Genomic DNA, 24,015 nt, shown 5'->3' with positions numbered 1-24,015 from the left:
ACTTGAAGCGGTTAGTTAGGTCAAGTAGATTTCGATTAGGAAAAAAAATTAAACTTTACATCAAAAAGATGAAGTAGAAGTTTTTTTACAAAAATTGTAGATTATTAAAAAAGAAAAGACTAACTCAAAACTTTTTTTTATTTTTAAGGAAAACTAGTACATATTGGAAACCCTTATAAATTATTTTGAAACAATTCCTTCAGCTCATAGAAGTTTAATACTTGTTGGAGGAATAACTTTTTTTTGGTTACTCGAAGGCGCCATACCATTATTTAATTTTAAGTACAATAAATGGAAGCATTCATTTCCTAATTTGTTTTTTACAGGAACTACTATTGTAATTAATTTTTTGTTGGCTTTTTTATTATTAAAAACGGCTGATTGGGTACAAGAAAATAACTTTGGGCTAATAAATAGGTTACCTAAAATTCCATTATGGCTTTATGTTTGTTTAGGAGTATTTTTTTTAGATTTTTTTGGAGCTTATTTAGCACATTTTGTAGAGCACAAGGTAAAGCCGTTATGGATGGTACATTTAGTTCATCATACAGATCATAAGGTAGACACCACAACAGCAAACAGACATCATCCTATTGAAAGTATAATACGATTTATATTTACTTTATTAGGTGTGTTTTTAGTAGGAGCTCCTATTGCAGTTGTTATGTTGTATCAATCCTGTTCTTTAGTTTTAACTCAATTCAATCATGCAAATATTAAAATACCTAAAAAATTAGATAAGATATTGAGTTATGTTATAGTTTCTCCAGATATGCATAAAGTGCATCATCATAATTTATTGCCTTATACTGATAGTAATTATGGGAATATTTTTTCTATTTGGGATAGAGTATTTGGTACTTACATGGAATTAGACCGCGAAAAAATAGTATACGGTGTTGATACATTTCCAGATGAAGAAATAAATTCCAGTTTAAAAGAGTTATTAAAACAACCTTTTCAAGGATATAGAAAACCTACTAATATCTAATTAAAAATAGCCATGTTTTTTACATGGCTATTATAGTTTGATTTCTTTTAAGATTATGGTCTAATATGATCGTTGTAATTAAACTCAAAATAGTCATCATCACTAGCAGCAACTTCTGCAATAGGTGAACAGTTCACTGAAGAAGACGATACATCAGTACCAGAATTAAAACTTGATCCATCAGCTTTAAAGCATAAATAATCATTGGCACCTCCATTGATTACTTTTTTTTTAGCATTATTTAACTCTTGAACACCACTTAAACTTAAAACTTTTTTTAACATAACTTATAATTTAATTATTAATATTGTTATCAATGTAGAATGATTTGATGATATAAAAGTTGAAAAGTTTTCGAAAGAAGTAAATTTGTTTCCGAAAATGATTAAATATTATTTTTAAGGGGAAAAAGTTAGGTTAAAATACAGGAACTGTAGGAACACACATAATATAATCTCCAGATAAATCAATGTTTGAATCCCAACAATTACCATCTTCATAGCAAACAAAAGCTAAATCGTAAGTAACACAACCTCCTGTAACCTTTTTTAAATCAGAAGTTTTTAATTTTTTAACACCCTCTAATCTTTTAATTTTTTTTAACATAATATATAATTTTAATTAATTAAAATTAATTTATAAAGGTTTTTGTAAAAAAAGGTAAAGACTTTTCAAAAGAAGTAAATTTGTTTCCGAAACGAATGTTTTATGAATGTTTACTAATTAGTTCTAATATTTTAGTGCCTCTAGCTTTGCAACCTTTACTTTCATGTATTATTTTAGTACTAATTAAGTGTTTTAGTTCGGGGTGAATCCAACTTTTATGTAAGCCGAATAAATAAAGAGTAGTCATTGTATATGCTCTAACAGCTATTTTTTGATCGGTAATAAGCCAGTCAAACCCAGTTTCAACAATTTTATCAATATGATTTTCTGTTAAAATAAATTTGGTGTCATTTTCTTTTTTTGAGGTATATGCTGTGGCTAAATGTTCACATATTTTTGAGCAGGGTCTTATAGCGCTATCAAAATGTACTTTTGAAATGCTTTCAGTAAAAACATCAAGATAAGGGTGTATGTTATTTATACCATGATGAGTACAAATCCATTCTAATACCCAAGCAGCTTTTATTGAAATTTTATTGCTAGTGTCAAAAGTTAATTCAACTAAGAAATTTACTAACTCAGGTTGTTCTAATACAATATTTGCTGCGTTATTTCGATTAACTCTTGCAGGGTTATCCATATTTTTTAGTACAGTAATTAAAAAATCAATACTCATATTGGTATGGTTTATGTAAATTTGAATCGTAAAAGGAGTAACAAAATGATAAATATAAAAAGGATATTTTCAATCACAATTTTATTAGTAATGTTTTTTACAGTAACGATGAGTGCTCAAAAAACAAATCAATTTAATAATAAAGGTAAAAGAACTGGAGTTTGGAAAAAGTTTTATAAAAACGGAAAAATTAGATATCAAGGTGAGTTTAAAGATGGTAAAGAAATAGGAGTTTTTAAATTTTATTCAATTACTTCATCAACTCAACCAACTATTATTAAGGAGTTTTCTTTAGTTAATAATGTGGCTGATGTAAAGTTTTATACTATTACAGGGAAGTTAAAGAGTAAAGGAAAAATGAAAGGAAAAAATAGAGAAGGTACATGGCTTTATTATTTTCCTAATGGGAAAAAAATTATTTCTGAAGAGAATTATGCTAATGGAAAATTGGATGGAGTATTAAAAAACTACTATACTAATGGAAAGCTAACAGAAGAAACATATTATAGTCAAGGGAAAAAACATGGAACTTCTAAAGTTTTTACTGAAGATGGTGTTTTGATAGAAGATGTAAGCTATGAAGAAGGAAAATTACATGGTGAAGGGAAATACTATGATTTGAAAGGAAATATAAAAGAAAAAGGGAACTATAAAAAAGGTAAGAGAGATGGTAAATGGGAATTTTATATGGATGGTGAAGTAGTTACAAAGAAGAAGAAAAATAAGTTATCTGAGTTGAAAAATAAATAAACTTACATATTTAATATTTTTTTAAAGAGCTATTGTATTTATAAATGCAATAGCTCTTTTTAATATTATTTTTTTATAATTTGTAAAACTTCAGTTGTGTTTTCGTAGTTTATTCGTATAAAATAAAGCCCTTCTTTCAAATTTGAAATAGAGATTTTATTTGAAGGATTTTCCTTTTTTTCAATAAAATTTCCTTTTATATCATAAAATATAGCTGAATTAATTTTTAAAAATGTATTAATGATTATATAATTATTTGTTGGGTTTGGGTAAAGAGTAGTGATGATTTTTGATTCAGGTTTAAATGATTTTACATGAAGAGAGTTACTCACATTTTTTAGTTCGTAAGCTCCAATATCAAATGCATTGTTTAGAGGTCTGCTAATTCCATTAAAATCATTAGTAATACCAAATTTTACTAAATCTTCACCTGTATCTACCATACTAGAGCTACTGTTTTTTGGAGTATAATTATTATTTAATGAATCTGAAAAACCAAGTGTATCAATATTTTTTGAAAGTAAATTAGAACTGATATATTTTTTCAGCATGTTTTTTTCATCTGGAGCATTAAAGTCAAAATAGTTTTCATCAATATTTTTCCATGTTCCAGTAGTTTCATAATTATTACCTGGATTTACAATAATATTATTTACAAAATAACTAGGAATAGAAGATTGTAGTGTATTTAATAAATTTGGATTTGAACTTTCTGTAATATGAGTATATAATTTAACGCCTGATTTTTCAGGGTTTATAATTGTATTGTTTAAAACATAATAGGCTCTAGTTTTATCTTCCAATTGATGTCTACTATGTATAAAAATAGCATCAGATTTTGGATTAATCATCACGTTATTATATATCATTGTACCACTTTGAGTACTTATAAACTGCATTCCTTTACCATCGTTTAAGTTTTTGATATAATTATTATAAACTGAGTAACGACCACCTCCAATACTCATTGCAAATTTTTGATATCCATTATTTGTAGATGTACCATAACCAGTTATAGTATTATTATAAATTTGTCCATTTTTTCTCACTAAATTTACTTGAATACCATCCCAGCCAACATTTTCAATACTATTATTATATATTTCAATGTTTTCTAACCAATGAGGAAAAGCATATTCATCATTACATTTTAATCTTGTTTTAACTTTATATCCATCTGTACTTCCTATATAGAAGCCTTCACCTTCAGTGTCTTTTATATAATTATCATGAAGTTTAATGTTTTTCATAATAAATCCATTTCTTCTCCAGGTTTTTGGGTTATTACATCTCGGATTTGTTTTTGCCATAAAACCAGCGAAACCAGCACGTTCTACTTTAATATGATCCATTTCTATATCACTACTAAACTCAGTAATTCCTATAGCAGTTGTATTTGCTGTAACAATAAATCCATATTTGTTTTCAGTATTACCAGTACCTGTAAATTTTATAAAAGTACTTTCTTTTAATTCTATAGCTGGATATGTTGTTTCAGAGAAAATAACTTTTCCTCCATCATTTTTAAAAATTAAAGGGTTGTTTTGTGAGCCATTAAAATTAACTAGTCTAATCCCTTTATATTCACCACTAGCAATACAAAAAATATCACCAGGTTTATAATCAAATGAGTTACCATTAATAAGGTTGAAATTTGTAGCACTCAAATTGGATATGTAATGATCACAATTACAATTGTTTTGAGCAATTAGTATGGCTGAATGTAGAATTAGGGTAAAAAAATAAATACTTTTTTTCATAATTATATAGGTTAGTTGTTTGTGTAAAATTAAAGAGAACTTAAAAAAAAGGGGTAACCCTTTTCGGGTGAAATTTCAGTTGATTTCTGTGTTAATTGGAATTATATTGAAATGATTAATTATTGAAAAGGTATTCGTAAATTTGCACCTCACTAAAAGTAAATAATGAAAAGAGTAGTAGTAGGACTTTCAGGTGGTGTTGATAGTAGTGTTACGGCACACTTATTAAAAGAGCAAGGGTATGAGGTTATAGGTTTATTCATGAAGAATTGGCATGATGATACTGTAACTATATCTGATGAATGTCCGTGGTTAGAAGATAGTAATGATGCAATGATTGTTGCTGAGAAATTAGGAATTCCATTTCAAACTGTTGATTTAAGTGAACAATATAAAGTACGTATTGTAGATTATATGTTTAATGAGTACGAGAAAGGAAGAACTCCTAATCCTGATGTTTTATGTAATCGTGAAATTAAATTTGATGTATTTATGGATATTGCATTAAGTTTAGGAGCAGATTATGTTGCTACAGGACATTACTGTAGAAAAGCAGAAGAAATTATTGATGGTAAGCCTGTATATAAATTATTAGGTGGTAAGGATACTAATAAAGATCAATCGTATTTTTTATGTCAGTTATCTCAAAAACAATTATCAAAAGCTTTATTTCCAGTTGGTGAATTAACGAAGCCAGAGGTTAGAGAGATAGCTAAAGAGGCAGATTTAATAACAGCTGATAAAAAAGATAGTCAAGGTTTATGTTTTATAGGTAAAGTACGTTTACCAGATTTTTTACAGCAAAAATTACAACCAAAAGAAGGGGTTATTATTCAAATACCCTCAGATTTTGAGGGATATAATCGTTCAGTCACTCAATTTGAAAATAAAGAGGCTGAATTAGCGTATTTTTCTACAAAGTTCGTTTATACGAAAGAAGATGGTAAAGTTGTAGGAAAACATCAAGGAGCTCATTATTTTACAAAAGGACAACGTAAAGGATTAGCAGTAGGAGGAACAAAAGAACCTTTATTTGTTATAGAAACTGATGTTGATGAAAATGTAATTTATACTGGAGAAGGAAAAAATCATAAAGGATTATACCGTAATGTTTTATTTGTTTCTAATGAAGAATTACATTGGGTACGTAAAGATTTAGCATTAAAATCTGGTGAAACTTTGGAAGTAGAAGGAAGGATACGCTATCGTCAAAAATTAGAAAAAGCAACGTTACATAAAGTTGAAAAAGGATTATATGTTGAATTTGATAATCCACAATCAGCAATTCAAGAAGGTCAATTTGTAGCTTGGTATAAAGAAGAAGAGTTACTGGGTTCAGGAGTTATTAGTTAGCTTGTTTTTATAAAAATAATAATAAAAGTAGTAATTTAGTCAACATGAAAAAATTACTACTTTTTTGCGTTTTATTATTTAGCTCTTATCTCTTTTCTCAAGAAGATGCATGGGTTATTTTGAAAGATAAACCTAGTGCTTCTAACTATTTATCTAATCCTTTAACTATGTTATCCCAACGTTCTTTAGATAGGAGAACGAAACAGAAGATAGCATTAGATGAAAAGGATGTACCAGTACATAGTAGTTATTATAATCAAATTAAAGGAGCTGATGGTATAACAGTTTTAGCAAAGTCAAAATGGTTAAATGCAATTCATATTAGAGGAGAAAAATCAAAAATTGATGCTTTAAAAACTACATTTAATTTTATAGATAAAATTGAATTTGCTAATAGATCATTAAACGCTAGAACTACTGTTTCAACAAAAAAAGTGAAAGCATCACATTATAATAAATTTTCATCAGTAAAAGAAGACTTCAATTATGGGTTAACTTCTAGTCAAATAACTATGATAAAAGCTGATTTTTTACATAAAAAAGGTTTTACAGGTAAGGGAATGCAAATAGCTGTTATTGATGCAGGTTTTCCAAATGTAAATATATTAAGTGCTTTTAAAAGGATTAGAGATAATAATAAAATTCTTGGAGGTTATGACTTTGTTAACAGAAGTACTAACTTTTATTCAGGTCATAATCACGGAACTAATGTTTTGTCAGATATTTCAGGATATATTAAAGATCAATTTGTAGGAACAGCGCCTGACGCATCGTTTTATCTTTTTATTACAGAAGATGTTTCTAATGAAGGACCTTTAGAAGAAAGTTTGTGGGTTGAGGCTGCTGAAAGGTCAGATAGTTTAGGTGTAGATGTAATTAATACATCTTTAGGGTATACTACATTTGATAACGCAAATTATAGTCATACCTATGCTGATATGGATGGGAAAACAGCTTTTATTTCAAGAGGAGCAGAAATAGGAGTTTCAAGAGGTATGATATTGGTTACTTCAGCTGGGAATGATGGTAATAAATCATGGAAATATATTTCTGCTCCAGCAGATGCCGCTTCTGTATTTACGATTGGAGCTGTTGATGCCACAGAAACGATAGCCTCTTTTAGTTCATTTGGACCTACAGCAGATGGAAGGGTAAAACCAGATGTTTTAGCACATGGACGTAATGTTTATGTTATCAATCATCAAACAGGAATTCCATCAACATCAAATGGAACTTCTTTTTCTTCACCGGTTATGGCTGGAGCAGTAGCGTCTTTTTGGCAAGCTTTTCCTTCAAAAACGAATGTAGAAATAATGAATATGATTAGAGAGTCTGCAGATAAATATAGCAATCCAACAAATCAGTATGGGTATGGTGTACCAGATTTGGAACAGGCGTATAATAAAACATTGTCATCAGAAGATAATGACAAAGAAGAGTTTAAGATATTTCCAAACCCTGTAAAGGATCATTTAATAATTTCTTTTACTGATACTATTAATGAGGTAATTGTTTATAGCGTTCTAGGACAAGAAGTATACAAGAACATTTCTAACTCTAATATAATAAATGTGTCATCACTTAATAAAGGTGTATATATATTACAAATTAAAAGTGGAAGGAAAATTGAAAAAATTAAGTTTATAAAAAAATAAGAAATTAAAATTGAAAAAGAATTTTATTATTATAACATTATTGTTGTTATGTGTAAATAATTTATTTAGTCAAAAAGATTCAATTGTAAATTATATAAATCATAAAGAAAAAATTACAAAAAGAAAAAAAGAAGCTAAATTTATAGAAACTATAGTAAAAAAGGATACTATTTGGGTAGGATCACTTTATTTTAGAAATGGAAAATTAGCAAAAAGAGGAGCTTATAAATTTAAAGATAAGAAAAACCCACAAGGGAAATTTGTTGAATTTTATAGAAATGGAAATTTAAAAAAGACATTTTCGTTTAATAAAGATGGTGATTTAAATGGTATTGTTAAATCATGGTTTTATAATGGAGGTGTAGATAATACATTATTTTATATTAATGGAGTAAAGACTGGAATATGGAAGTATTACCATACTAACGGGAATATAGCCTGTAGGCAATATTTTTCTAAAGGGAAGTTAATGAAAACATTATTATATAACGAAAATGGTGTAAAAGTAAAAAAAGAGTTGATAGAGCGTAAAAAACTTTTATTTAAAGGAGGAGATAGTAAGGTTTTTTTTAAAAGAATTAAAAAAATGTACAGTACATTAATTACATCAGGTTTTCAGATAAATGGAAGAGTTTATTTAAATTTCATAGTAACCTCTAAAGGAAAAATGATTGTAAATACAAGTGATAAAATACCAATAGATTTAAAAAATAGGTTAAAAATTTATTTCAAAAATATAAAAGGATGGGAACCAGCTATTCATATGAGTAGAAAAGTCCCCGTTCATTTTAGTACACCATTTCATTTTTATACAAGTTTTAATTAATGCAAAATAAAATAACAACATTATTTAATATAGAATACCCTATTATTCAAGGAGGAATGATATGGGTAAGTGGTTGGAAACTTGCTTCAGCAGTTTCTAATGCAGGAGGTTTAGGATTAATAGGTGCAGGTTCAATGTACCCTGATGTATTAAGAGAGCACATTCAAAAATGTAAGAAAGCTACAAATAAACCTTTTGGAGTTAATGTACCAATGTTGTATCCTGATATAGAAAAAATCATGGATATTATTATTGAAGAAGGAGTGAAAATTGTTTTTACTTCAGCAGGAAACCCTAAAACATGGACAAATTTTTTAAAAGATAAAGGTATTACAGTTGTTCATGTTGTAAGCTCTGTGAAGTTTGCTTTAAAAGCTGAAGCAGCTGGAGTTGATGCAGTGGTATGTGAAGGGTTTGAAGCTGGCGGACATAATGGGCGTGAAGAAACAACTACTTTTACATTAATCCCCATGGTTAAAGAACAAGTTAAAATACCTGTAATTGCAGCTGGAGGAATAGGGTCAGGTAGAGGAATGTTAGCAGCAATGGTATTAGGTGCAGATGGAGTACAAGTAGGTAGCCGTTTTGCAGCTACGATAGAGTCATCAGCTCATGATAAATTTAAAGAAACAATAGTTGAGGTTAAAGATGGAGGTACTCATTTAACATTAAAAGAGTTAGCTCCTGTTAGATTGGTAAAGAATAAATTTTACAATGAAGTACAAGAACTGTATCAGAAGAACCCTACAATAGAAGAAATTAAAGATTTATTGGGGAGGGCTCGTGCTAAACGAGGAATGTTTGAAGGTGATTTAGAGGAAGGCGAATTAGAGATAGGACAAATAGCAGGATTAATTCATAAAATAAAACCAGCTAAAGATGTATTAGATGATATAATGAAAGAATTTACTAGAGTTAAAAGTGAAATGCTAGGATAAATAATGGAAAAAGAAAAAGGAGTTAGGTTTTTAAAATTACCTTTTCAGTTTAATGTTGAAAAACTTCAGAATGAGTTACAAACAATTGTTACTTCTAAATGGAATGATCATTTTAATAAAACAGGTTACGAAGGGAGTTGGAAATCAATAGCTTTATATGCTGAAAATGGTGATGAGAATAATATTTATGCGTCCATAGAAAAAGTAAAAATAATTGAAACTCCTTTCTTAAAAGAATGTCCATATCTTAAAGAAGTTATAAATACCTTTAAAAGTTCATTAATTTCAGTAAGATTACTAAACTTAGAAAAAGGCTCAAAAATAAAACCTCATAGAGATTATAAACTTGGATATGAAGACAATTGTTTTCGTATCCATGTTCCTATAATTACTAATAATAAGGTAACTTTTTTATTAGATGATGAAATTGTTGATATGAAAGTTGGAGAATGTTGGTATACAAACGTAAACTATATACATTCAGTTTCAAATTTAGGAGATACAGATAGAATTCATTTAGTTATTGATTTAGAAAGAAACCAATGGTCAGATAACTTATTTTTTTCTCTTGCTGAAAAGGAACGCTTTTTTATACTTGAGAATTCTTCTCAAGTACATGATAAGGCAACCATTGAACAAATGATAAACGAACTTAAATTACAAAACACGCCAGCATCCAAAGAACTAATTATTCAATTAGAAAATCAACTGTTAATTAAATAAATCTCCTATTTTATATTTTTAATTTTCTCTGAGAGCTCTTTAGCTTTAGTATAATTATAATTTTCTTTGTTATTAAGGATTATAGTTAACGTTTTTTTAGCATCAGTTAATTTATTCTGATTCAAAAGAATTAAAAGCTTATACCAATACCCTCTTGAGCTTTCTAATGAGTTAGTGTTTATTAAATTGTCAAAAGTAATAGAAGCATTTTTAAAATCGTTTAACTTGACATAAGAAGTTCCTATGTAGATTAATTCATAAGGAGCTTTATTTGTAGGTATATTAAAAGCAATAATTTTTTTATATTCTTTAGCGTTGTACAGTATTTCTAACTCTGAAAGAGTATTACTTTCTCCTTTTTCAATTAAAGAAGGTAGGTTGTTCCAATCAGCATATTCATTATATAAACTTAGAGAATTTTGTTGGGAGTTGTAAAATAACATAAAAGAAATTAAAATAACCGCAGCTATTGAAGCAATAAACTTGGTTACTAGTTTTATAGTTTTTTTATTTGAGTTTTTATGTTTTTTAGTACTTTCTTTAATAAATTTTGAAGTTTGTCTTAATTCATCTGACTTTAATTGTTGTTTAATGTCATTAATTAAATTGATGTTATAAATATTTTGATTGTGTTGAATGCTAGGATCCTCAAAAGATTCATGAATTGCAATTTGAAGTAAAACTTCTTCTTTAAGCAATTCATCTGATTTTATTTTTTTTTCAAAAACAGAACGTTCTTCTATGTTCATTTCGTTATGTAAGTAACGTTCAATTTCTTCTTGTGTTTTTTCTTCCATCACTTTAGTTTATTATAACGACGATCCTTTTTTATTAATGAAATCAACTTAGTTTTACATTTAAAAACTCGTTGTCTAATAGTATTTATTGTACTATACGAAAACTCTTCTAATAATTCTTGATACCCCATTCCATTAAAATAGTTACCTAAAATTTCTTTACAATTTGAAGAGAGTTTATGAAAAGCATCTCGATATAAATCTCTTCTTTCTTGTTGAATAATTAATAAGCTTAAATCATCATCTTTATCTTCTAGTGGTAAAACATTATTATTTATTACCTGTTTATTTTTATTTTTTAATGAAGTTTTCCAAATGTTTTTACAAATGGTGAAAAAATAGCCTTCAAAAGAGTTTATTTTTAAGGCTTGTTTTTTATGAGCAACGATTAAGTACATTAAGGCATCATGAAAAACATCTTCTACATCTTCTTCTTTTCCTTTATTGGCTAAAATAAAAGAACTAACTTTTCTATAAAATTTTGTGTATATCTCTGCAGTTATTTTTTCATTCCCTTTCAATAAAGCATTTAAATACCTTTCACTTTCTGTCATAAATTTAAAATATAGTTCAAAAATAAATTAATTTAATAAAATAAATGGGTAATGATTTTAATAATTTTAAGCCTATAATTATAGTAATATAAATTAAAAATAGTAATATTACTAAGTTTCCTAAAATAATTATAAACAGAAAAACAATGAAACTCTTAAAATTATTATTTGTTTTAACTCTATGTTTAGGCTTTGTTGAGTGTACAGTAAATGATACTGAATTAACAGAAAATCAAGCAAAATCAAGAATGATTAAAACAAAAAAAGTTATTCTACCAACACCAAGATATTCAAAAACTGAACTTATTATTAAGTTTAGAGAAGGGGTAAGTACTAGTAAAAAACAAAAATTGAGAAAACTCTATGAGGTTGTCAAATACCAATTTTGTGATTTATGTGATGATAAATTAATAGAGAAATGGGATTTTGGAAGTAATGCGGATGTTGAAGATAAAAAATTAACTATACAAGGTGGAAGTGGAGGCCCGGAAGGGGATATTTCAAATGTAGATAATGAATTTGTATTTCATTTAGAAAATGAAAATAATTCAGGAATGTCAAATACTGATAATAATAGTTTTATATCTCAAATTGTACCGAATAATACGGGAGTAACAATTGGTGTGTTAGATACTGGAGTCAATGCGAACTATCCATTGTTTGTAACTCCTTTTTTATATAATTCTTCTGGGGTTAATGTGGCTAATGAATTATCGGGATGGGATTTTGTAAATCACGACAATGATTTTTATGATGATTATGAATTAATTCATGGAACAAAAGTTACTTATATTGTTAACAATAAATTGAATGAAGAAGGGGTGCCACATCAAATTTTACCAGTAAAAGTATGTGATCAAAACGGGGTAGCTAGCTATTTTAATATTTTATGTGGTTTAAAATATGCTTTACCAAGAGTTCATATTGTTCAAATGAGTTTAGGTTGGTATGATAATAATACATATGTTAACTCTATTTTTAATGACTTAATTGCAGAATATAATAATGTTTTAATTGTTACTTCAGCAGGAAATTCTGGTGTTAATAATGATTATGTAAGTCATTATCCTTCATCATATCCACAAGGTAATATTTTAGCAATAGCAGCATCAGATTCAGAGAGAAATAATATTGCTTCTTTTTCCAATTATGGAATAAATACCGTAGATTTTTATGCTCCTGGCCACAATATTTTGTTTTATGATATTTTAGGCACTCCTGTATATATTTCAGGAACTTCATATGCTGCACCTTTAGTAACAGCAATTTCTGCCAAAGTATTATTTGAGTCTGGAATGTTATATAGTCCCAACCAAATTATAGACGCATTAAATGTTATAGGTGTAAATCAATTGTATTCGAGACCTGTAAAATATAATAAATTGTTAAATTAGTATTCCATAATAATAATGAGATACTTATGAATCGATTTCTTTTTCTTTTTTTATCGTTTTTAATCATTCATCAAAAATCCTTTAGTCAAAGTAAACTAAATCAAGAAAAAGAAATCGATTCTATTTATAAATTAAATATTGAGAATACATTAAAAACTCAAATTTTAGAAGAATTTATAACTAAAAGAGAAAATTTAACTAAAGAGAATATATCGTATGCTTATCATAAGCAAGGTATTTTATATTCATTTGAAAATAATTATGAGAAAGCTATTTCTGTTACACAGAAATCAATTAGTATAAGAATAGATACTGATTCAATTGACTATTATAAATTAAATAATAGTTTTTATAATTTAAACTATTACTATAAGGTTCAGGGTAATGAGAAAAAGCAAAAAGAAATAATTATAAAACTGCAAAGTCAACCTGTAAAAAATAAATTTACTTATAAATCATATATAGATTTAGGGTTTATTTTTACTAATAAAGGTGATTATTTTAATGCTTTAATAAATTTTAATAAAGTAATTGAAAACTATACATCTTATAAAGATCCAAGAACTTTATTAAAAGCTCATGAAGCAGTGATTGCTACTTATAGTTATATAGATGAAACAAAAAGGTATTTAGAAGAAATAAATTATCATATAAACAGTATTGATAATATTTTAAAAAATCATAATTATCTTTCTACTGATATAGGCTATAAAAATAATTTAGCAAATATTTACGAAAACTTAAATAAGCCATTTAAAGTTATTGAATTGTATAAACAGGTACTAAAAGTTTATGAAGAAAAGAATGATTTTGGTAATGTAGGTAGAGTATACAGTAATATAGGAAGGGTATATAATAAGTTAAAGAAAAGGAAAAAAGCAAATTATTTTTTTGATAAAGCATTAGAAATTAAAACAGATAAAAAAGCAATTGCCGCTGTAAATAGTAATATGGGAGATTATTTAACTCCTGAAATTAAAATACGTTATAATAAAAAGGCGATAGGCATTCTTTTAGATAGAGGTTATGATGAAACCGTACTTAGTTTAAAAGAAATTACGAATTCAGATTATACGTTAGATATTCTTGACTATTTAATAGAAAACGTAGAAGCTAGTATTAAAAATTATGAATCGACTTTAAAAAATGATGATTTAAATAAAGCAATTGAAATAAGTATTTTAGTTGATAAACTTATTTCGTTTATTAGATTAGAAAGTATTGTTGATACTTCTAAGCTGTTTTGGATACGCAAAGCAGCTAGTTTTTACATGAAAGCTGTTACTTTATCGTATTATAAAAATGATGTTTCTCAAGCATTTTATTTTATGGAAAAAAATAAGGCTTTATTATTATTAGAAGGATTAAATAATACTAAGGGCAGTAACAAAAAAGAATCTTTAATAATTAGTTTAGAAGAAAGTATTAGACAACATATAGGTAAAGAAAAAAACTTGGTAGAGTATATTTTAAATGAAAAAAGAGGTTTTGGAATTTTTTGTAATGAGAATGAAAAAATATTTTACAAATTAGAAAACGTACCAGAATTAATTAATCAAGTTGATAGTTTAAAAAATAAAATGTCTAAATATTTTATTTATAAAGATGATAAAGAAAAATACAAGAGGTTAGCAAATAATGTATTTTTAAAACTATTTCCTTTTAAAAATTCTATTAAGAAAATAAAAAATAAAGGATTAATAGTAATTCCAGATTATAAATTACAACGTATTAATTTTGAAGCATTAATTCCAGATGCCTTAACAGGTGAATACTTATTAGAGCATACAGAGATTAATTATTTATTATCAGCTTCAGTATTTGAAAAATTAAATAGGAACACTAAGAAATCGATTGATAAAATATTGGCATTTGCTCCAGTAGATTTTAATCAAAAAACTCTTCAATCACTTAAAAGAAGTAAAAAGGCAATGCAAGAAGTTGCATCAATTTGTGAAACTGAGTTATTTATAGAGGAGAAAGCTACAAAAGAAACTTTTATAAAAGAGTTAAAAAATTATTCAATAATACATTTAAACACTCATGCTGGTTTAAATAAAATAGATAATGATCCATGGATAGCTTTCCGGGATAAAAAAATTAATTTAAAGGAGTTATTGAGTTTGTCAAATAATGCAGAGTTAGTAGTCTTAGATGCTTGTAATGGAGCTTCAGGAAAACAAGAAATAGGCGAGGGAATTATGAGTTTGTCTAGAGGTTTTTTTAGAGGAGGAGCAAAGAGTGTGATTACAACACAATGGAAAGCAAATGAAAAGTCAACTAATGAAATTTTAAAAGTATTTTATAAAGAATTAAGTGCAGGTAAAACAAAGTTGAAGGCTCTAAATATAGCAAAGAAAAACTATTTAAAAACGCATCAATTAAGTGAAACATCACCATATTTTTGGGCATCTTTAATATTAATTGGAAATCCAGATAGTATAAAAATAATACCCAGTACTAATTACAGTAACTGGGTATGGATATTATTGTTTATAACTTTAGGCGTTATATTTTTATTCCTAAAAAGAAATAAATTGTATTTAAAGTAAAATTAATAATTAACGTAGTCAACTATTTCTAAACCGTATCCAATCATACCAACACGTTTAGTTTGTTGAGAATTAGATACTAAACGTAGTTTATGAATGTGTAAATCATGAAGAATTTGAGCTCCAATACCAAAATCTCTATTATCCATTACAACATTTGGAGCTTTCATTATACCATTTGCTTGATTTTCTTTTAAGCTTTTAAGTCTGTTTAATAGATTTAAAGATTGAGATTGCTGATTTATAAAAAGAATAGCACCTCTCCCTTCTTCATTTATCACCTTAAACATTTGATCAAGTTTTTTATCAGCATTATTGGTTAATGTACCAAGTATATCGTTATTTACTAGAGTTGAATTAATTCTTGTTAATATTGATTCATTTTTAGTCCAACTTCCTTTTGTTAATGCTATATGAACTTGGTTATTAGTTGTTTGTTGGTAAGCACGTAAACGAAAATCACCAAAACGAGTTTGAATAGTATAATCTTCTTTTTTCTCTATTAAAGAATCATGCTCCATTCTGTAAGCAACTAAATCTTCAATAGAAACAATTTTTAAGTCGAATTTTTTTGCAACCTCTAAAAGTTGAGGTAAACGGGCCATTGTTCCATCTTCATTCATTATTTCAACAATAACACCAGCAGGTTTTAAACCAGCTAAACGAGCAAAATCAATAGCAGCTTCTGTGTGGCCAGTTCTTCTTAAAACACCTCCGTTTTTAGCTCTTAGAGGAAAAATATGACCAGGTCTTGCTAAATCAAATGATCTAGTTTTAGAATTAACTAAAGCTTCAATAGTTTTGGCTCTATCAGATGCAGAAATACCTGTAGTTACTCCATTACCTCTTAAATCAACAGATACAGTAAAAGCAGTTTCCATAGGGTCAGTATTGTTACTAACCATCATACCTAGTTCTAGCTCTTTACATCTACTTTCAGTTAAGGGAGTACAAATTAATCCGCGTCCATGTGTAGCCATAAAATTAACCATCTCTGGAGTAATTTTTTCTGCAGCAGCAAGAAAATCACCTTCATTTTCTCGATCTTCATCATCTACTACAATAATAACTCTACCTTTTTTTATATCTTCTATAGCTTCTTCAATTGAATTTAATTGAATTTTAGGAGTTGTATGTGTTGTCATTTAGTTAAGTTGTTTTCTCTTTTTTAGAGAATATATTTTTAAAAAATGTTGTTATTGGTATAAATAAGTTACTAATACTGAATAAACCTTTGTCTTTAGCAGCTCTTATAGTTAATGTAAGGGCTAAAGGTAACATTAAAACTACAGCTAACCAAGAACCTAATAAGGCAGTTACAGAACTCTCTTCTGCCATATTTCTTCCAAATGTATTTGTGAAAAAATACAAAACATATATTGAGATAGCTAAAATCATAGGAAGTCCCATTCCACCTTTTCTTATAATAGAACCTAATGGAGCTCCAATAAAAAATAATAAAAGACAAGATAAAGAAAAGGCTATTCTATTATAATATTCAATGTCATGGTGGTTAAGCCATTTTCTTCTGTTTTTTAAAGGTTCTTTATATGATTTATTATTACTTAAAGTTCTATCTATTTTAGAAATAGCAATGTTTAAAATGTTAGTTTTCTCTCTAAGTTCAAAGTTGTTTAATATGGTTGGAGATAACTCTTTGTTAATAAGAGAATCTGGGTAGTTATGAAGGTCTTCAACATCTAGAGTAAGAAATAGGTTTTTAGCTCTACTAGCAATATATTCATCATATCCTTTTTTAAGGGCAGGAATAGTATCTTTTAATTGCCCTAAACTTAGCATGTTGAAGTTTTTTGTATATTTTAATTCATCTAAATCAGTATTGTCAAGTGAAGAGATATCAATATTTATAATGTATTCTTCAAAATTAGCATGAGAGGCAGGCATTTTTTTCCTTTCTTCAAATGTTTCTCCTGATTTTCTATGATGTTCAAAATAATATCCATCATTAAGTATCAAGGTCATATAACGACTACCTTGTTCTGAAGTAATTTTACCTCTTTTAGCTGTAATTATTTTATTATTCCCTCTTTTAGAAGATAAGTCATAAATTAAAACTTTTTTTAATAAGTTTTTTTCTTCACCGTATTTTTCTTCAAATTTAATTTGATAATTAGGTATTTCTGTATTAAAACTACCAGGCACTAATGCTAAAGCTGGCTGTTTCTTTTTTATATTAGCTTTTAAATTTAGTTGTTTTAAAACTGCATATGGGTATACATAATTTAAAAATAAAAAATTAATAGAGCTTAAAAATACAGCTAAGAAAACGAGAGGACGAACCATTCTTTGTAAAGATACTCCTGCTGATTTTGCTGCTGCAAATTCGTAGTTTTCTGATAAACTACCTAAAGTCATTATTGAAGATAGTAATACACCAATAGGTAAGGCCTGTGGTGCAGCCATAAGAGTAGAGTACCACAAAAACTTCAGTATTATAAAAATACCAATTCCTTTACCTGCAAAATTATCAAAAGCTAACCATAGCATTTGCATTATTAATACAAATAATATAATTAGAAAAGTTGTTAAAAAAGGAATTAAAAAACTTTTTAAAATATATCTGTCTAGTGTTTTCACAGAAACAAAGGTAGTTTGTTAGTTTTATAAAAACCTAAAAGTTTTGTTATTGTTTAAATAATAACAAAACTTTTAGATTATTTAGTCAATTAAGTAACCTTGACTAGTGTATTTTTCTTTATTGAAAGAGAAGTATTTTTCTGAAATAGGTTGATTACTTTTAAATTTAGTAATTGTAAATGTAGTTTCAGCTCCATTTGATCCTATTTGTACTAACTTATATATATGTTTTGTTTTTGCATCTATACCAAGTTTTACTTTTATAATATCAGAGTTACTATCAATTGGAGTTAGATCAACATATTGAACTTTACGCCCTTTATGATTCTTTAATTTTCCCATTTTGTAATTATAACCTTCTTTATAAAAAGTTAGAAGTTTTGAAGGGTAGATGAATCCATCTTCTTCTTCAAGGTCTCCATTAGAAATATTTATTTCTTTTTCATCATGGTTAATTACCGCAAGCTTTTTACCATCAAATAAAAAGTTGTTACCTAAATATTCTAAATTATATTTCTCTCCAGCGATTGTTATATTTCCTCGGATAGGAGGGTCGTTGGTTATACCAGCTTCTTTATTTACTAAAGTAGAGTTAAAGCCTATTACCATATTTTTATATGCTCCCATTTTTGTAGAAACTTCATCTAGTAAAAGTTTTGCTTTTGACGAAGAATCTTGAGCTATTGTATTAAAACTTATAAATATTCCTATAAAAAATAAACCTATGTTTTTCATTTGATATATGATTTCCGTTTTCGGATTTTAATTGTTGTTTTTTTCGTTTTCTAGTAATTGATCTAAAGATACTAAATCAGGAACTAAAACTTGCCTAGCTTTACTACCCTCAAAAGGGCCTACAATACCAGCAGCTTCTAATTGATCAATTAATCTACCTGCTCTATTATACCCTAATTTTAGTTTACGTTGTAATAATGAAGCTGAACCTTGTTGAGCCGTTACAATAACTTCAGCAGCATCTTTAAATAATTTGTCGCGATCTGCTATATCAATATCAACATTTGTGCCACCATCTTCACCAACATACTCAGGAAGCAAATGTGCGTCAGGATATGCACGTTGAGAACCAATAAAATCAGTTATTTTTTCAACCTCAGGAGTATCTACAAATGCACATTGAATACGTGTAATATCATTTCCTCCAGAATATAACATATCACCTCTACCTATTAATTGATCAGCACCAGGAGCATCCAAAATAGTTCTACTATCTATCTTTGAAGTTACTCTGAAGGCTATTCGAGAAGGGAAATTTGCTTTAATAATACCAGTAATTACGTTAACGGAAGGTCTTTGAGTTGCTACAATTAAATGAATTCCAATGGCACGAGCTAATTGTGCTAAACGAGCAATAGGTGTTTCTACTTCCTTACCTGCTGTCATAATTAAATCGGCAAATTCATCAATTACTAAAACGATATATGGTAAAAATTGATGACCATTTTCAGGATTCAATTTTCTAGCTTTAAATTTAGTGTTATACTCTTTAATGTTACGAACCATTGCATTTTTAAGAAGATCGTAGCGAGCATCCATTTCAATACATAATGAATTTAAAGTATTTACAACTTTGGTTGTATCTGTTATAATTGCTTCTCCTTCATCAGGTAATTTAGCAAGATAATGACGCTCAATTTTATTAAATAAAGTAAGTTCTACTTTTTTAGGATCTACCAGTACAAATTTTACTTCAGCTGGGTGTTTTTTATATAAGAGTGAAGTTAATATAGCGTTTAAACCTACTGATTTACCTTGTCCAGTTGCACCGGCCATTAATAAGTGAGGCATTTTAGCTAAATCTACAACAAAAGTTTCATTAGAAATAGTTTTACCAAAAGCGATAGGTAATTCCATAGGTGATTCTTGAAATTTCTTAGAAGAAATAACAGAATGCATTGAAACTATGGTAGATTTTTTATTTGGTACTTCTATACCAATAGTTCCTTTTCCTGGAATAGGAGCAATAATACGAATACCTAAAGCGGCTAATGATAAAGCGATATCATCTTCTAAATTTTTTATTTTTGAAATTCGTACCCCAGCTTCGGGTACAATTTCATACAAAGTAATAGTAGGACCAACTGTTGCTTTTATTTGAGCAATACCAATTTTGTAGTTCTTTAAAGTTTCTACAATTTGATTTTTATTAGCTTCTAATTCAGCAGGGTCTACAGAGATACTTTCATGATATTCCTTTAATAAGTTAAATGTTGGGAATTTAAAGTTACCTAATTCTAATTTAGGATCGAATTCTCCAAAATCTTTTACTAATTGGTCAGATAAATTTTCCGACACACTTTTTTCTTCAGCAATTTTTTCAATTGCAACTTCAACTTCTTTTATAGTTTCTTCAGAAATTTTTAACTCAGGAGTTTCGGTAGAGGTAATATCTAAAGAAATCTCTTTGTCATCTTCTTTTTTAATTGACTGTTGATTAACATTAGAATGGTTTGTTATAGTAGGCTGTAGGTTTTCTACTGAAAGTTCAAAATCAGATTTCTCATTATCAGCCTCTTCTTTATGAATTTCTCTAGCAGTTTTTTCAATAGCTTCTTGCTCAATTTTAGCAGCTTTTTCAGCTTCTTTTTGTTGTTTTTTAGCATCTATGTTCTCAACTATAGCGTCAGGGTCAATACTAAATCGAATAATTAAATAAGCTATAAAGAAAAAAAGTAATAAAATAATTAATCCCGTTTTACCTATAAACGTTTGAAGGTATTCATTAAGTTCAAACCCAATTATACCTGATAAAACAGCATATTTACTTTCAACAAAACCAAGAGAAATAGCAGTCCAAAGCATACCTAATAATCCCCAATTCCATGAAGTAATAATTTTTCTTAAATTAGTTTGTAAAAGTATTCGTGCTCCAGTAAAAAAAAGTATAACATTTAAAATGAAAGCACCTAGTCCAAAACCTCTAAATACTATAAGGTTACTTAATTTTGCACCTACTTTACCCAATAAGTTTTGAGTTGGTAACTGCCTGTTAGAGAATTGCTGTAATGAGCTTTGATCTTCTTGCCATGAATAGAAAAAAGAAATAAAAGCTACGGTTAAAAAAATTGAGAAAAGGATTAGAAAAGCACCAAAAATAGTTTGGTTTTGTCTGTTCTTAATAAATACCCCAATCTTAGTAAATATAGAAATTTCACTTTTTTTACTTTTAACAGTTGTCTTCTTTTTTTTTACCATATATGTTAATTGACAATAGTCTAAACGCTAAAATATAGCTATAATTTTAGGAACGTAAATAATACTTGCAATAATAAGTGCAATAAGAGCAGCAAAAGCAGGTGCTCCTGCTGCAATATCTTTTATAAAACCTATTTTTTTATGATAATCTGGATGTATGAAATCGGCTACCTTCTCTACAGCTGTGTTTAAAGCTTCAGCTACTAAAACTAAGCCAATTGTTAATAATTGAATCATCCATTCGGTAGTTGATATAGAAAAGTAGAATCCCATTAAAGTACTTAATAAACCTATAAAAGTTTGAGCTTTAATACTATCTTCTGTAGTTAGTAATAGCCACATTCCTTTAACAGCAAATTTGATACTTCTTAATCTACCTTTTATAAATCCATCATTTGGGTTTTTCATATAAAACTATAATGCTTTTAAGGCAGCGTCATAATTAGGTTCATCAACTACTTCACTTACTTGTTCAGTATATGTTACGTTTCCTTCTTCGTTAACTACAACTATACAACGAGAATGTAAACTTTTTAAAGGACCATTAGCTATTTCTAATCCATAATGTTTACCAAAATCACCAGTCGCGAAATCAGATAGCATTACAACGTTTTCAATACCTTCAGCTCCACAAAAACGTCCTTGAGCAAAAGGCAAATCTCTTGAAATACATAAAACTTTGGTGTTTTCTAAACTAGCAGCTTTTTTATTAAACTCTCTAACTGAAGTAGCACAAGTTCCAGTATCTACACTTGGAAATATATTTAAAATTAGCTTGTTACCAGAAAAATCGCTTAATTTTTTTTCGGATAAATCACCAGCTATTAAATTAAAATCAGGTGCTTTTGTATTTGTGTTCGGTAAGTTTCCAACAGTCTCTAAAGGATTTCCTTGTAATGTTATTTTTGCCATTTTTTTCAAATTTAATCAGTTTTCAAAGGTAGTTAAATAATTTAAAAAATGGAGGTAATAAAATATTTTGACCTTTAAAAAGAAGTATCTTCGCAGATTAAAAATAATAGAGTAAAACAAATTGAATTTTAAGGAATACACATCTGAGTTTAGTTATAATTGGAAACTTGCAGCACCAGTAATGTTGGGCATGTTAGGACATACGTTTGTTAGTTTTGTAGATAACATAATGGTGGGGCAATTAGGAACAGCAGAGTTAGCAGCAGTATCATTAGGGAATAGTTTTATGTTTATAGCTATGTCGCTAGGAATTGGTTTCTCTACAGCTATAACTCCTTTAATAGCTGAAGCAGATTCATCAAACAACTTTGATAAGGCAAAGTCAACATTTAAGCATGGATTATTTTTATGCATAAGTATGGGAGTTTTAATGTTTTTAGGAGTTTATTTCTCTAAGCCTTTATTATATTTTATGAAGCAACCAACTGAAGTAGTTGATTTAGCAATTCCATACTTAGATTTAGTGGCTTTTTCTTTAATTCCTATGATTATTTTCCAAGGATTTAAACAATTTAGTGATGGAATGTCTATGACTAGGTATCCTATGTATGCTACCTTATTAGCAAATGTTTCTAATGTTTTATTAAACTATGTATTAATTTTTGGAAAGTTTGGGTTCCCAGCAATGGGAATTGTAGGAGCAGCATATGGAACTCTATTGTCAAGATTTATAATGGTCATTTATTTGTGGTGGTTGTTGACTAAAAATGAACGATCTAAAAAACTTGTAACAAATATTAAATTATTTGTTTTAGATAGTTTAATGTTGAGAAAAATTATAAATTTAGGAGCACCAAGTGCCATGCAAATGTTTTTTGAAGTAGCTATTTTTACAGCGGCTATTTGGTTGAGTGGTTTGTTAGGTAAAAATCCACAAGCAGCTAATCAAATTGCCTTGAACCTTTCATCAATGACATTCATGGTTGCGATGGGCTTAGGAGTCACCTCTATGATTAGAGTAGGTAACCAAAAAGGGCTACAAAAATATAATGAATTAAGAAGAATAGCTTTTTCTATATTTTTATTAGGAACAATATTAGCTGTCGGTTTTTGCTTTTTATTTTTTGCGTTACATGAATATTTACCACATTTATATATAGATTCAAATGATGTAGAAAATTACGCTGATAATATGGAAGTGTTAAAGTTGGCATCGAATTTATTAATAGCTGCAGCTTTTTTTCAAATTAGCGATAGTATTCAGGTAATGGTATTGGGAGCTTTACGTGGGTTACAAGACGTTAAAATACCAACAATAATAACATTTATATCTTATTGGATTATTGGTTTTCCTATTAGTTTTTATTTTGGTAAGGAAAACATGTATGGTAGTTTTGGAATTTGGTTAGGGTTACTAGCTGGATTAACCACAGCTTCAATTCTTTTATATTTACGATTTAATTATTTAACTTTAAAACTGATAAACAATAATGAACTTACCTAAATTTTTACTAGCAGATAATAGTAATCATCCTGACGATGTTTTTGTATTACATACTGAATATCCTCGTTTTTTAATTAATCTTAAAGATGATGAAATAGAATGGTTTGAAGATTTAACAGGTGAAAAAGAAGAGGATGTGGCTACAGAATTGGCCGATTTAATGGATAAAGCAGGCGAGTTTTATGATGAAGAAATGAAGAAGTATGAATAGTA

General features: G+C 28.0%; 23 protein-coding genes. 11 read left to right on the top strand and 12 right to left on the bottom strand.

Going from position 1 to position 24,015, the window contains the following annotated elements; genetic code table 11:
- Positions 1 to 163 precede the first annotated feature (163 nt).
- Positions 164 to 991, top strand: a complete 828-nt coding sequence (locus BLV71_RS15710; RefSeq protein ID WP_093871462.1) for a sterol desaturase family protein — start codon at positions 164 to 166, stop codon at positions 989 to 991.
- 53 nt (positions 992 to 1,044) lie between these two features.
- Here the strand turns inward: BLV71_RS15710 and BLV71_RS15705 are convergent, their stop codons facing one another.
- The 3 genes from BLV71_RS15705 to BLV71_RS15695 form a co-directional block, all read right to left on the bottom strand.
- On the bottom strand, positions 1,045 to 1,275 hold the full coding sequence (locus BLV71_RS15705; protein WP_093871461.1) for a hypothetical protein: 231 nt from the start codon (positions 1,273 to 1,275) through the stop codon (positions 1,045 to 1,047).
- Positions 1,276 to 1,408: 133 nt separating this feature from the next.
- Positions 1,409 to 1,597, bottom strand: a complete 189-nt coding sequence (locus BLV71_RS15700) for a hypothetical protein (RefSeq protein ID WP_093871460.1) — start codon at positions 1,595 to 1,597, stop codon at positions 1,409 to 1,411.
- Between the two features lie 100 nt (positions 1,598 to 1,697).
- A complete protein-coding gene (locus tag BLV71_RS15695; protein WP_093871459.1) occupies positions 1,698 to 2,273 on the bottom strand; it encodes a hypothetical protein in 576 nt (191 codons plus the stop codon).
- 45 nt (positions 2,274 to 2,318) lie between these two features.
- Here BLV71_RS15695 and BLV71_RS15690 point away from each other — a divergent pair, with 45 nt between their 5' ends.
- Entirely contained in the window at positions 2,319 to 3,023 is a 705-nt protein-coding gene (locus tag BLV71_RS15690) for a toxin-antitoxin system YwqK family antitoxin (protein WP_093871458.1), read from the top strand.
- A 65-nt stretch (positions 3,024 to 3,088) separates the two neighbouring features.
- Here the strand turns inward: BLV71_RS15690 and BLV71_RS15685 are convergent, their stop codons facing one another.
- Entirely contained in the window at positions 3,089 to 4,783 is a 1,695-nt protein-coding gene (locus BLV71_RS15685; RefSeq protein WP_093871457.1) for a T9SS type A sorting domain-containing protein, read from the bottom strand.
- Between the two features lie 165 nt (positions 4,784 to 4,948).
- Between BLV71_RS15685 and mnmA the strand changes: the two genes are divergently transcribed.
- The 5 genes from mnmA to BLV71_RS15660 are packed head-to-tail and all read left to right on the top strand — an operon-like array spanning position 4,949 to position 10,278.
- Positions 4,949 to 6,136, top strand: a complete 1,188-nt coding sequence (mnmA, locus tag BLV71_RS15680) for a tRNA 2-thiouridine(34) synthase MnmA (protein WP_093871456.1) — start codon at positions 4,949 to 4,951, stop codon at positions 6,134 to 6,136.
- 44 nt (positions 6,137 to 6,180) lie between these two features.
- Positions 6,181 to 7,791, top strand: a complete 1,611-nt coding sequence (locus tag BLV71_RS15675; protein WP_093871455.1) for a S8 family serine peptidase — start codon at positions 6,181 to 6,183, stop codon at positions 7,789 to 7,791.
- 10 nt (positions 7,792 to 7,801) lie between these two features.
- A complete protein-coding gene (locus BLV71_RS15670; protein WP_113785913.1) occupies positions 7,802 to 8,617 on the top strand; it encodes a toxin-antitoxin system YwqK family antitoxin in 816 nt (271 codons plus the stop codon).
- Positions 8,617 to 9,555 carry an NAD(P)H-dependent flavin oxidoreductase gene (locus BLV71_RS15665; RefSeq protein ID WP_093871453.1) on the top strand — a complete coding sequence of 313 codons (939 nt, stop codon included), beginning with the start codon at positions 8,617 to 8,619 and terminating at the stop codon, positions 9,553 to 9,555. Before BLV71_RS15670 ends, BLV71_RS15665 begins: the two co-directional genes overlap by 1 nt.
- Before the next feature lie 3 nt (positions 9,556 to 9,558).
- Positions 9,559 to 10,278, top strand: a complete 720-nt coding sequence (locus BLV71_RS15660) for an aspartyl/asparaginyl beta-hydroxylase domain-containing protein (protein ID WP_093871452.1) — start codon at positions 9,559 to 9,561, stop codon at positions 10,276 to 10,278.
- A gap of 5 nt (positions 10,279 to 10,283) precedes the next feature.
- Here BLV71_RS15660 and BLV71_RS15655 read toward each other — a convergent pair whose 3' ends face one another.
- Both BLV71_RS15655 and BLV71_RS15650 read right to left on the bottom strand, forming a co-directional pair.
- The gene (locus tag BLV71_RS15655; RefSeq protein WP_093871451.1) at positions 10,284 to 11,075 is read right to left on the bottom strand and encodes a tetratricopeptide repeat protein; all 792 of its coding nucleotides are present in this window, start codon (positions 11,073 to 11,075) and stop codon (positions 10,284 to 10,286) included.
- Positions 11,075 to 11,629: an RNA polymerase sigma factor gene (locus tag BLV71_RS15650; protein WP_093871450.1), complete on the bottom strand. Its 555-nt coding sequence runs from the start codon at positions 11,627 to 11,629 to the stop codon at positions 11,075 to 11,077. The genes BLV71_RS15655 and BLV71_RS15650 overlap by 1 nt, the downstream gene beginning before the upstream one ends.
- A gap of 146 nt (positions 11,630 to 11,775) precedes the next feature.
- Between BLV71_RS15650 and BLV71_RS15645 the strand changes: the two genes are divergently transcribed.
- Both BLV71_RS15645 and BLV71_RS15640 read left to right on the top strand, forming a co-directional pair.
- Entirely contained in the window at positions 11,776 to 13,023 is a 1,248-nt protein-coding gene (locus BLV71_RS15645) for a S8 family peptidase (RefSeq protein ID WP_093871449.1), read from the top strand.
- 26 nt (positions 13,024 to 13,049) lie between these two features.
- Positions 13,050 to 15,575, top strand: coding sequence for a CHAT domain-containing protein (locus BLV71_RS15640; RefSeq protein WP_093871448.1), 2,526 nt, complete (start codon positions 13,050 to 13,052; stop codon positions 15,573 to 15,575).
- Positions 15,576 to 15,577: 2 nt separating this feature from the next.
- Here BLV71_RS15640 and ribB read toward each other — a convergent pair whose 3' ends face one another.
- The 6 genes from ribB to tpx all read right to left on the bottom strand — a co-directional run bounded on the left by ribB (position 15,578) and on the right by tpx (position 22,298).
- The gene (ribB, locus tag BLV71_RS15635) at positions 15,578 to 16,720 is read right to left on the bottom strand and encodes a 3,4-dihydroxy-2-butanone-4-phosphate synthase (protein ID WP_093871447.1); all 1,143 of its coding nucleotides are present in this window, start codon (positions 16,718 to 16,720) and stop codon (positions 15,578 to 15,580) included.
- A gap of 4 nt (positions 16,721 to 16,724) precedes the next feature.
- Complete coding sequence (locus BLV71_RS15630) at positions 16,725 to 18,173, bottom strand: LptF/LptG family permease (protein WP_093871446.1); 1,449 nt, start codon at positions 18,171 to 18,173, stop codon at positions 16,725 to 16,727.
- 81 nt (positions 18,174 to 18,254) lie between these two features.
- Entirely contained in the window at positions 18,255 to 18,908 is a 654-nt protein-coding gene (locus BLV71_RS15625) for an outer membrane lipoprotein periplasmic chaperone LolA1 (protein WP_093871445.1), read from the bottom strand.
- Positions 18,909 to 18,935: 27 nt separating this feature from the next.
- Entirely contained in the window at positions 18,936 to 21,386 is a 2,451-nt protein-coding gene (locus BLV71_RS15620) for an FtsK/SpoIIIE family DNA translocase (protein WP_093871444.1), read from the bottom strand.
- Positions 21,387 to 21,413: 27 nt separating this feature from the next.
- Complete coding sequence (locus BLV71_RS15615) at positions 21,414 to 21,794, bottom strand: diacylglycerol kinase family protein (protein ID WP_093871443.1); 381 nt, start codon at positions 21,792 to 21,794, stop codon at positions 21,414 to 21,416.
- A gap of 6 nt (positions 21,795 to 21,800) precedes the next feature.
- The gene (gene tpx, locus BLV71_RS15610; RefSeq protein ID WP_093871442.1) at positions 21,801 to 22,298 is read right to left on the bottom strand and encodes a thiol peroxidase; all 498 of its coding nucleotides are present in this window, start codon (positions 22,296 to 22,298) and stop codon (positions 21,801 to 21,803) included.
- 121 nt (positions 22,299 to 22,419) lie between these two features.
- On the opposite strand from tpx, the gene BLV71_RS15605 reads away from it, so the two are divergent.
- Together BLV71_RS15605 and BLV71_RS15600 are read left to right on the top strand one after the other, a co-directional pair.
- Positions 22,420 to 23,802: an MATE family efflux transporter gene (locus BLV71_RS15605; RefSeq protein ID WP_255405231.1), complete on the top strand. Its 1,383-nt coding sequence runs from the start codon at positions 22,420 to 22,422 to the stop codon at positions 23,800 to 23,802.
- Entirely contained in the window at positions 23,789 to 24,013 is a 225-nt protein-coding gene (locus BLV71_RS15600; RefSeq protein WP_093871441.1) for a hypothetical protein, read from the top strand. The genes BLV71_RS15605 and BLV71_RS15600 overlap by 14 nt, the downstream gene beginning before the upstream one ends.
- Positions 24,014 to 24,015 lie beyond the last annotated feature (2 nt).

The organism is Tenacibaculum sp. MAR_2010_89 (assembly GCF_900105985.1).
Lineage (GTDB): Bacteria > Bacteroidota > Bacteroidia > Flavobacteriales > Flavobacteriaceae > Polaribacter > Polaribacter halocynthiae.
Note: the sequence above shows the minus strand (reverse complement) of the source record. Positions and strands in the feature narration are given on the sequence as shown.

Excerpts from the sequence above, each read along its gene's own strand:
- BLV71_RS15650 (WP_093871450.1), bottom strand. The coding sequence starts at position 11,629 with ATGACAGAAAGTGAAAGGTATTTAAATGCTTTATTGAAAGGGAATGAA.
- BLV71_RS15665 (WP_093871453.1), top strand. The coding sequence starts at position 8,617 with ATGCAAAATAAAATAACAACATTATTTAATATAGAATACCCTATTATT.
- BLV71_RS15690 (WP_093871458.1), top strand. The coding sequence starts at position 2,319 with ATGATAAATATAAAAAGGATATTTTCAATCACAATTTTATTAGTAATG.
- BLV71_RS15675 (WP_093871455.1), top strand. The coding sequence starts at position 6,181 with ATGAAAAAATTACTACTTTTTTGCGTTTTATTATTTAGCTCTTATCTC.
- tpx (WP_093871442.1), bottom strand. The coding sequence starts at position 22,298 with ATGGCAAAAATAACATTACAAGGAAATCCTTTAGAGACTGTTGGAAAC.
- BLV71_RS15685 (WP_093871457.1), bottom strand. The coding sequence starts at position 4,783 with ATGAAAAAAAGTATTTATTTTTTTACCCTAATTCTACATTCAGCCATA.
- BLV71_RS15640 (WP_093871448.1), top strand. The coding sequence starts at position 13,050 with ATGAATCGATTTCTTTTTCTTTTTTTATCGTTTTTAATCATTCATCAA.
- BLV71_RS15655 (WP_093871451.1), bottom strand. The coding sequence starts at position 11,075 with ATGGAAGAAAAAACACAAGAAGAAATTGAACGTTACTTACATAACGAA.
- BLV71_RS15625 (WP_093871445.1), bottom strand. The coding sequence starts at position 18,908 with ATGAAAAACATAGGTTTATTTTTTATAGGAATATTTATAAGTTTTAAT.
- BLV71_RS15615 (WP_093871443.1), bottom strand. The coding sequence starts at position 21,794 with ATGAAAAACCCAAATGATGGATTTATAAAAGGTAGATTAAGAAGTATC.
- BLV71_RS15620 (WP_093871444.1), bottom strand. The coding sequence starts at position 21,386 with ATGGTAAAAAAAAAGAAGACAACTGTTAAAAGTAAAAAAAGTGAAATT.
- BLV71_RS15695 (WP_093871459.1), bottom strand. The coding sequence starts at position 2,273 with ATGAGTATTGATTTTTTAATTACTGTACTAAAAAATATGGATAACCCT.
- BLV71_RS15705 (WP_093871461.1), bottom strand. The coding sequence starts at position 1,275 with ATGTTAAAAAAAGTTTTAAGTTTAAGTGGTGTTCAAGAGTTAAATAAT.
- ribB (WP_093871447.1), bottom strand. The coding sequence starts at position 16,720 with ATGACAACACATACAACTCCTAAAATTCAATTAAATTCAATTGAAGAA.
- mnmA (WP_093871456.1), top strand. The coding sequence starts at position 4,949 with ATGAAAAGAGTAGTAGTAGGACTTTCAGGTGGTGTTGATAGTAGTGTT.
- BLV71_RS15660 (WP_093871452.1), top strand. The coding sequence starts at position 9,559 with ATGGAAAAAGAAAAAGGAGTTAGGTTTTTAAAATTACCTTTTCAGTTT.
- BLV71_RS15700 (WP_093871460.1), bottom strand. The coding sequence starts at position 1,597 with ATGTTAAAAAAAATTAAAAGATTAGAGGGTGTTAAAAAATTAAAAACT.
- BLV71_RS15600 (WP_093871441.1), top strand. The coding sequence starts at position 23,789 with ATGAACTTACCTAAATTTTTACTAGCAGATAATAGTAATCATCCTGAC.
- BLV71_RS15645 (WP_093871449.1), top strand. The coding sequence starts at position 11,776 with ATGAAACTCTTAAAATTATTATTTGTTTTAACTCTATGTTTAGGCTTT.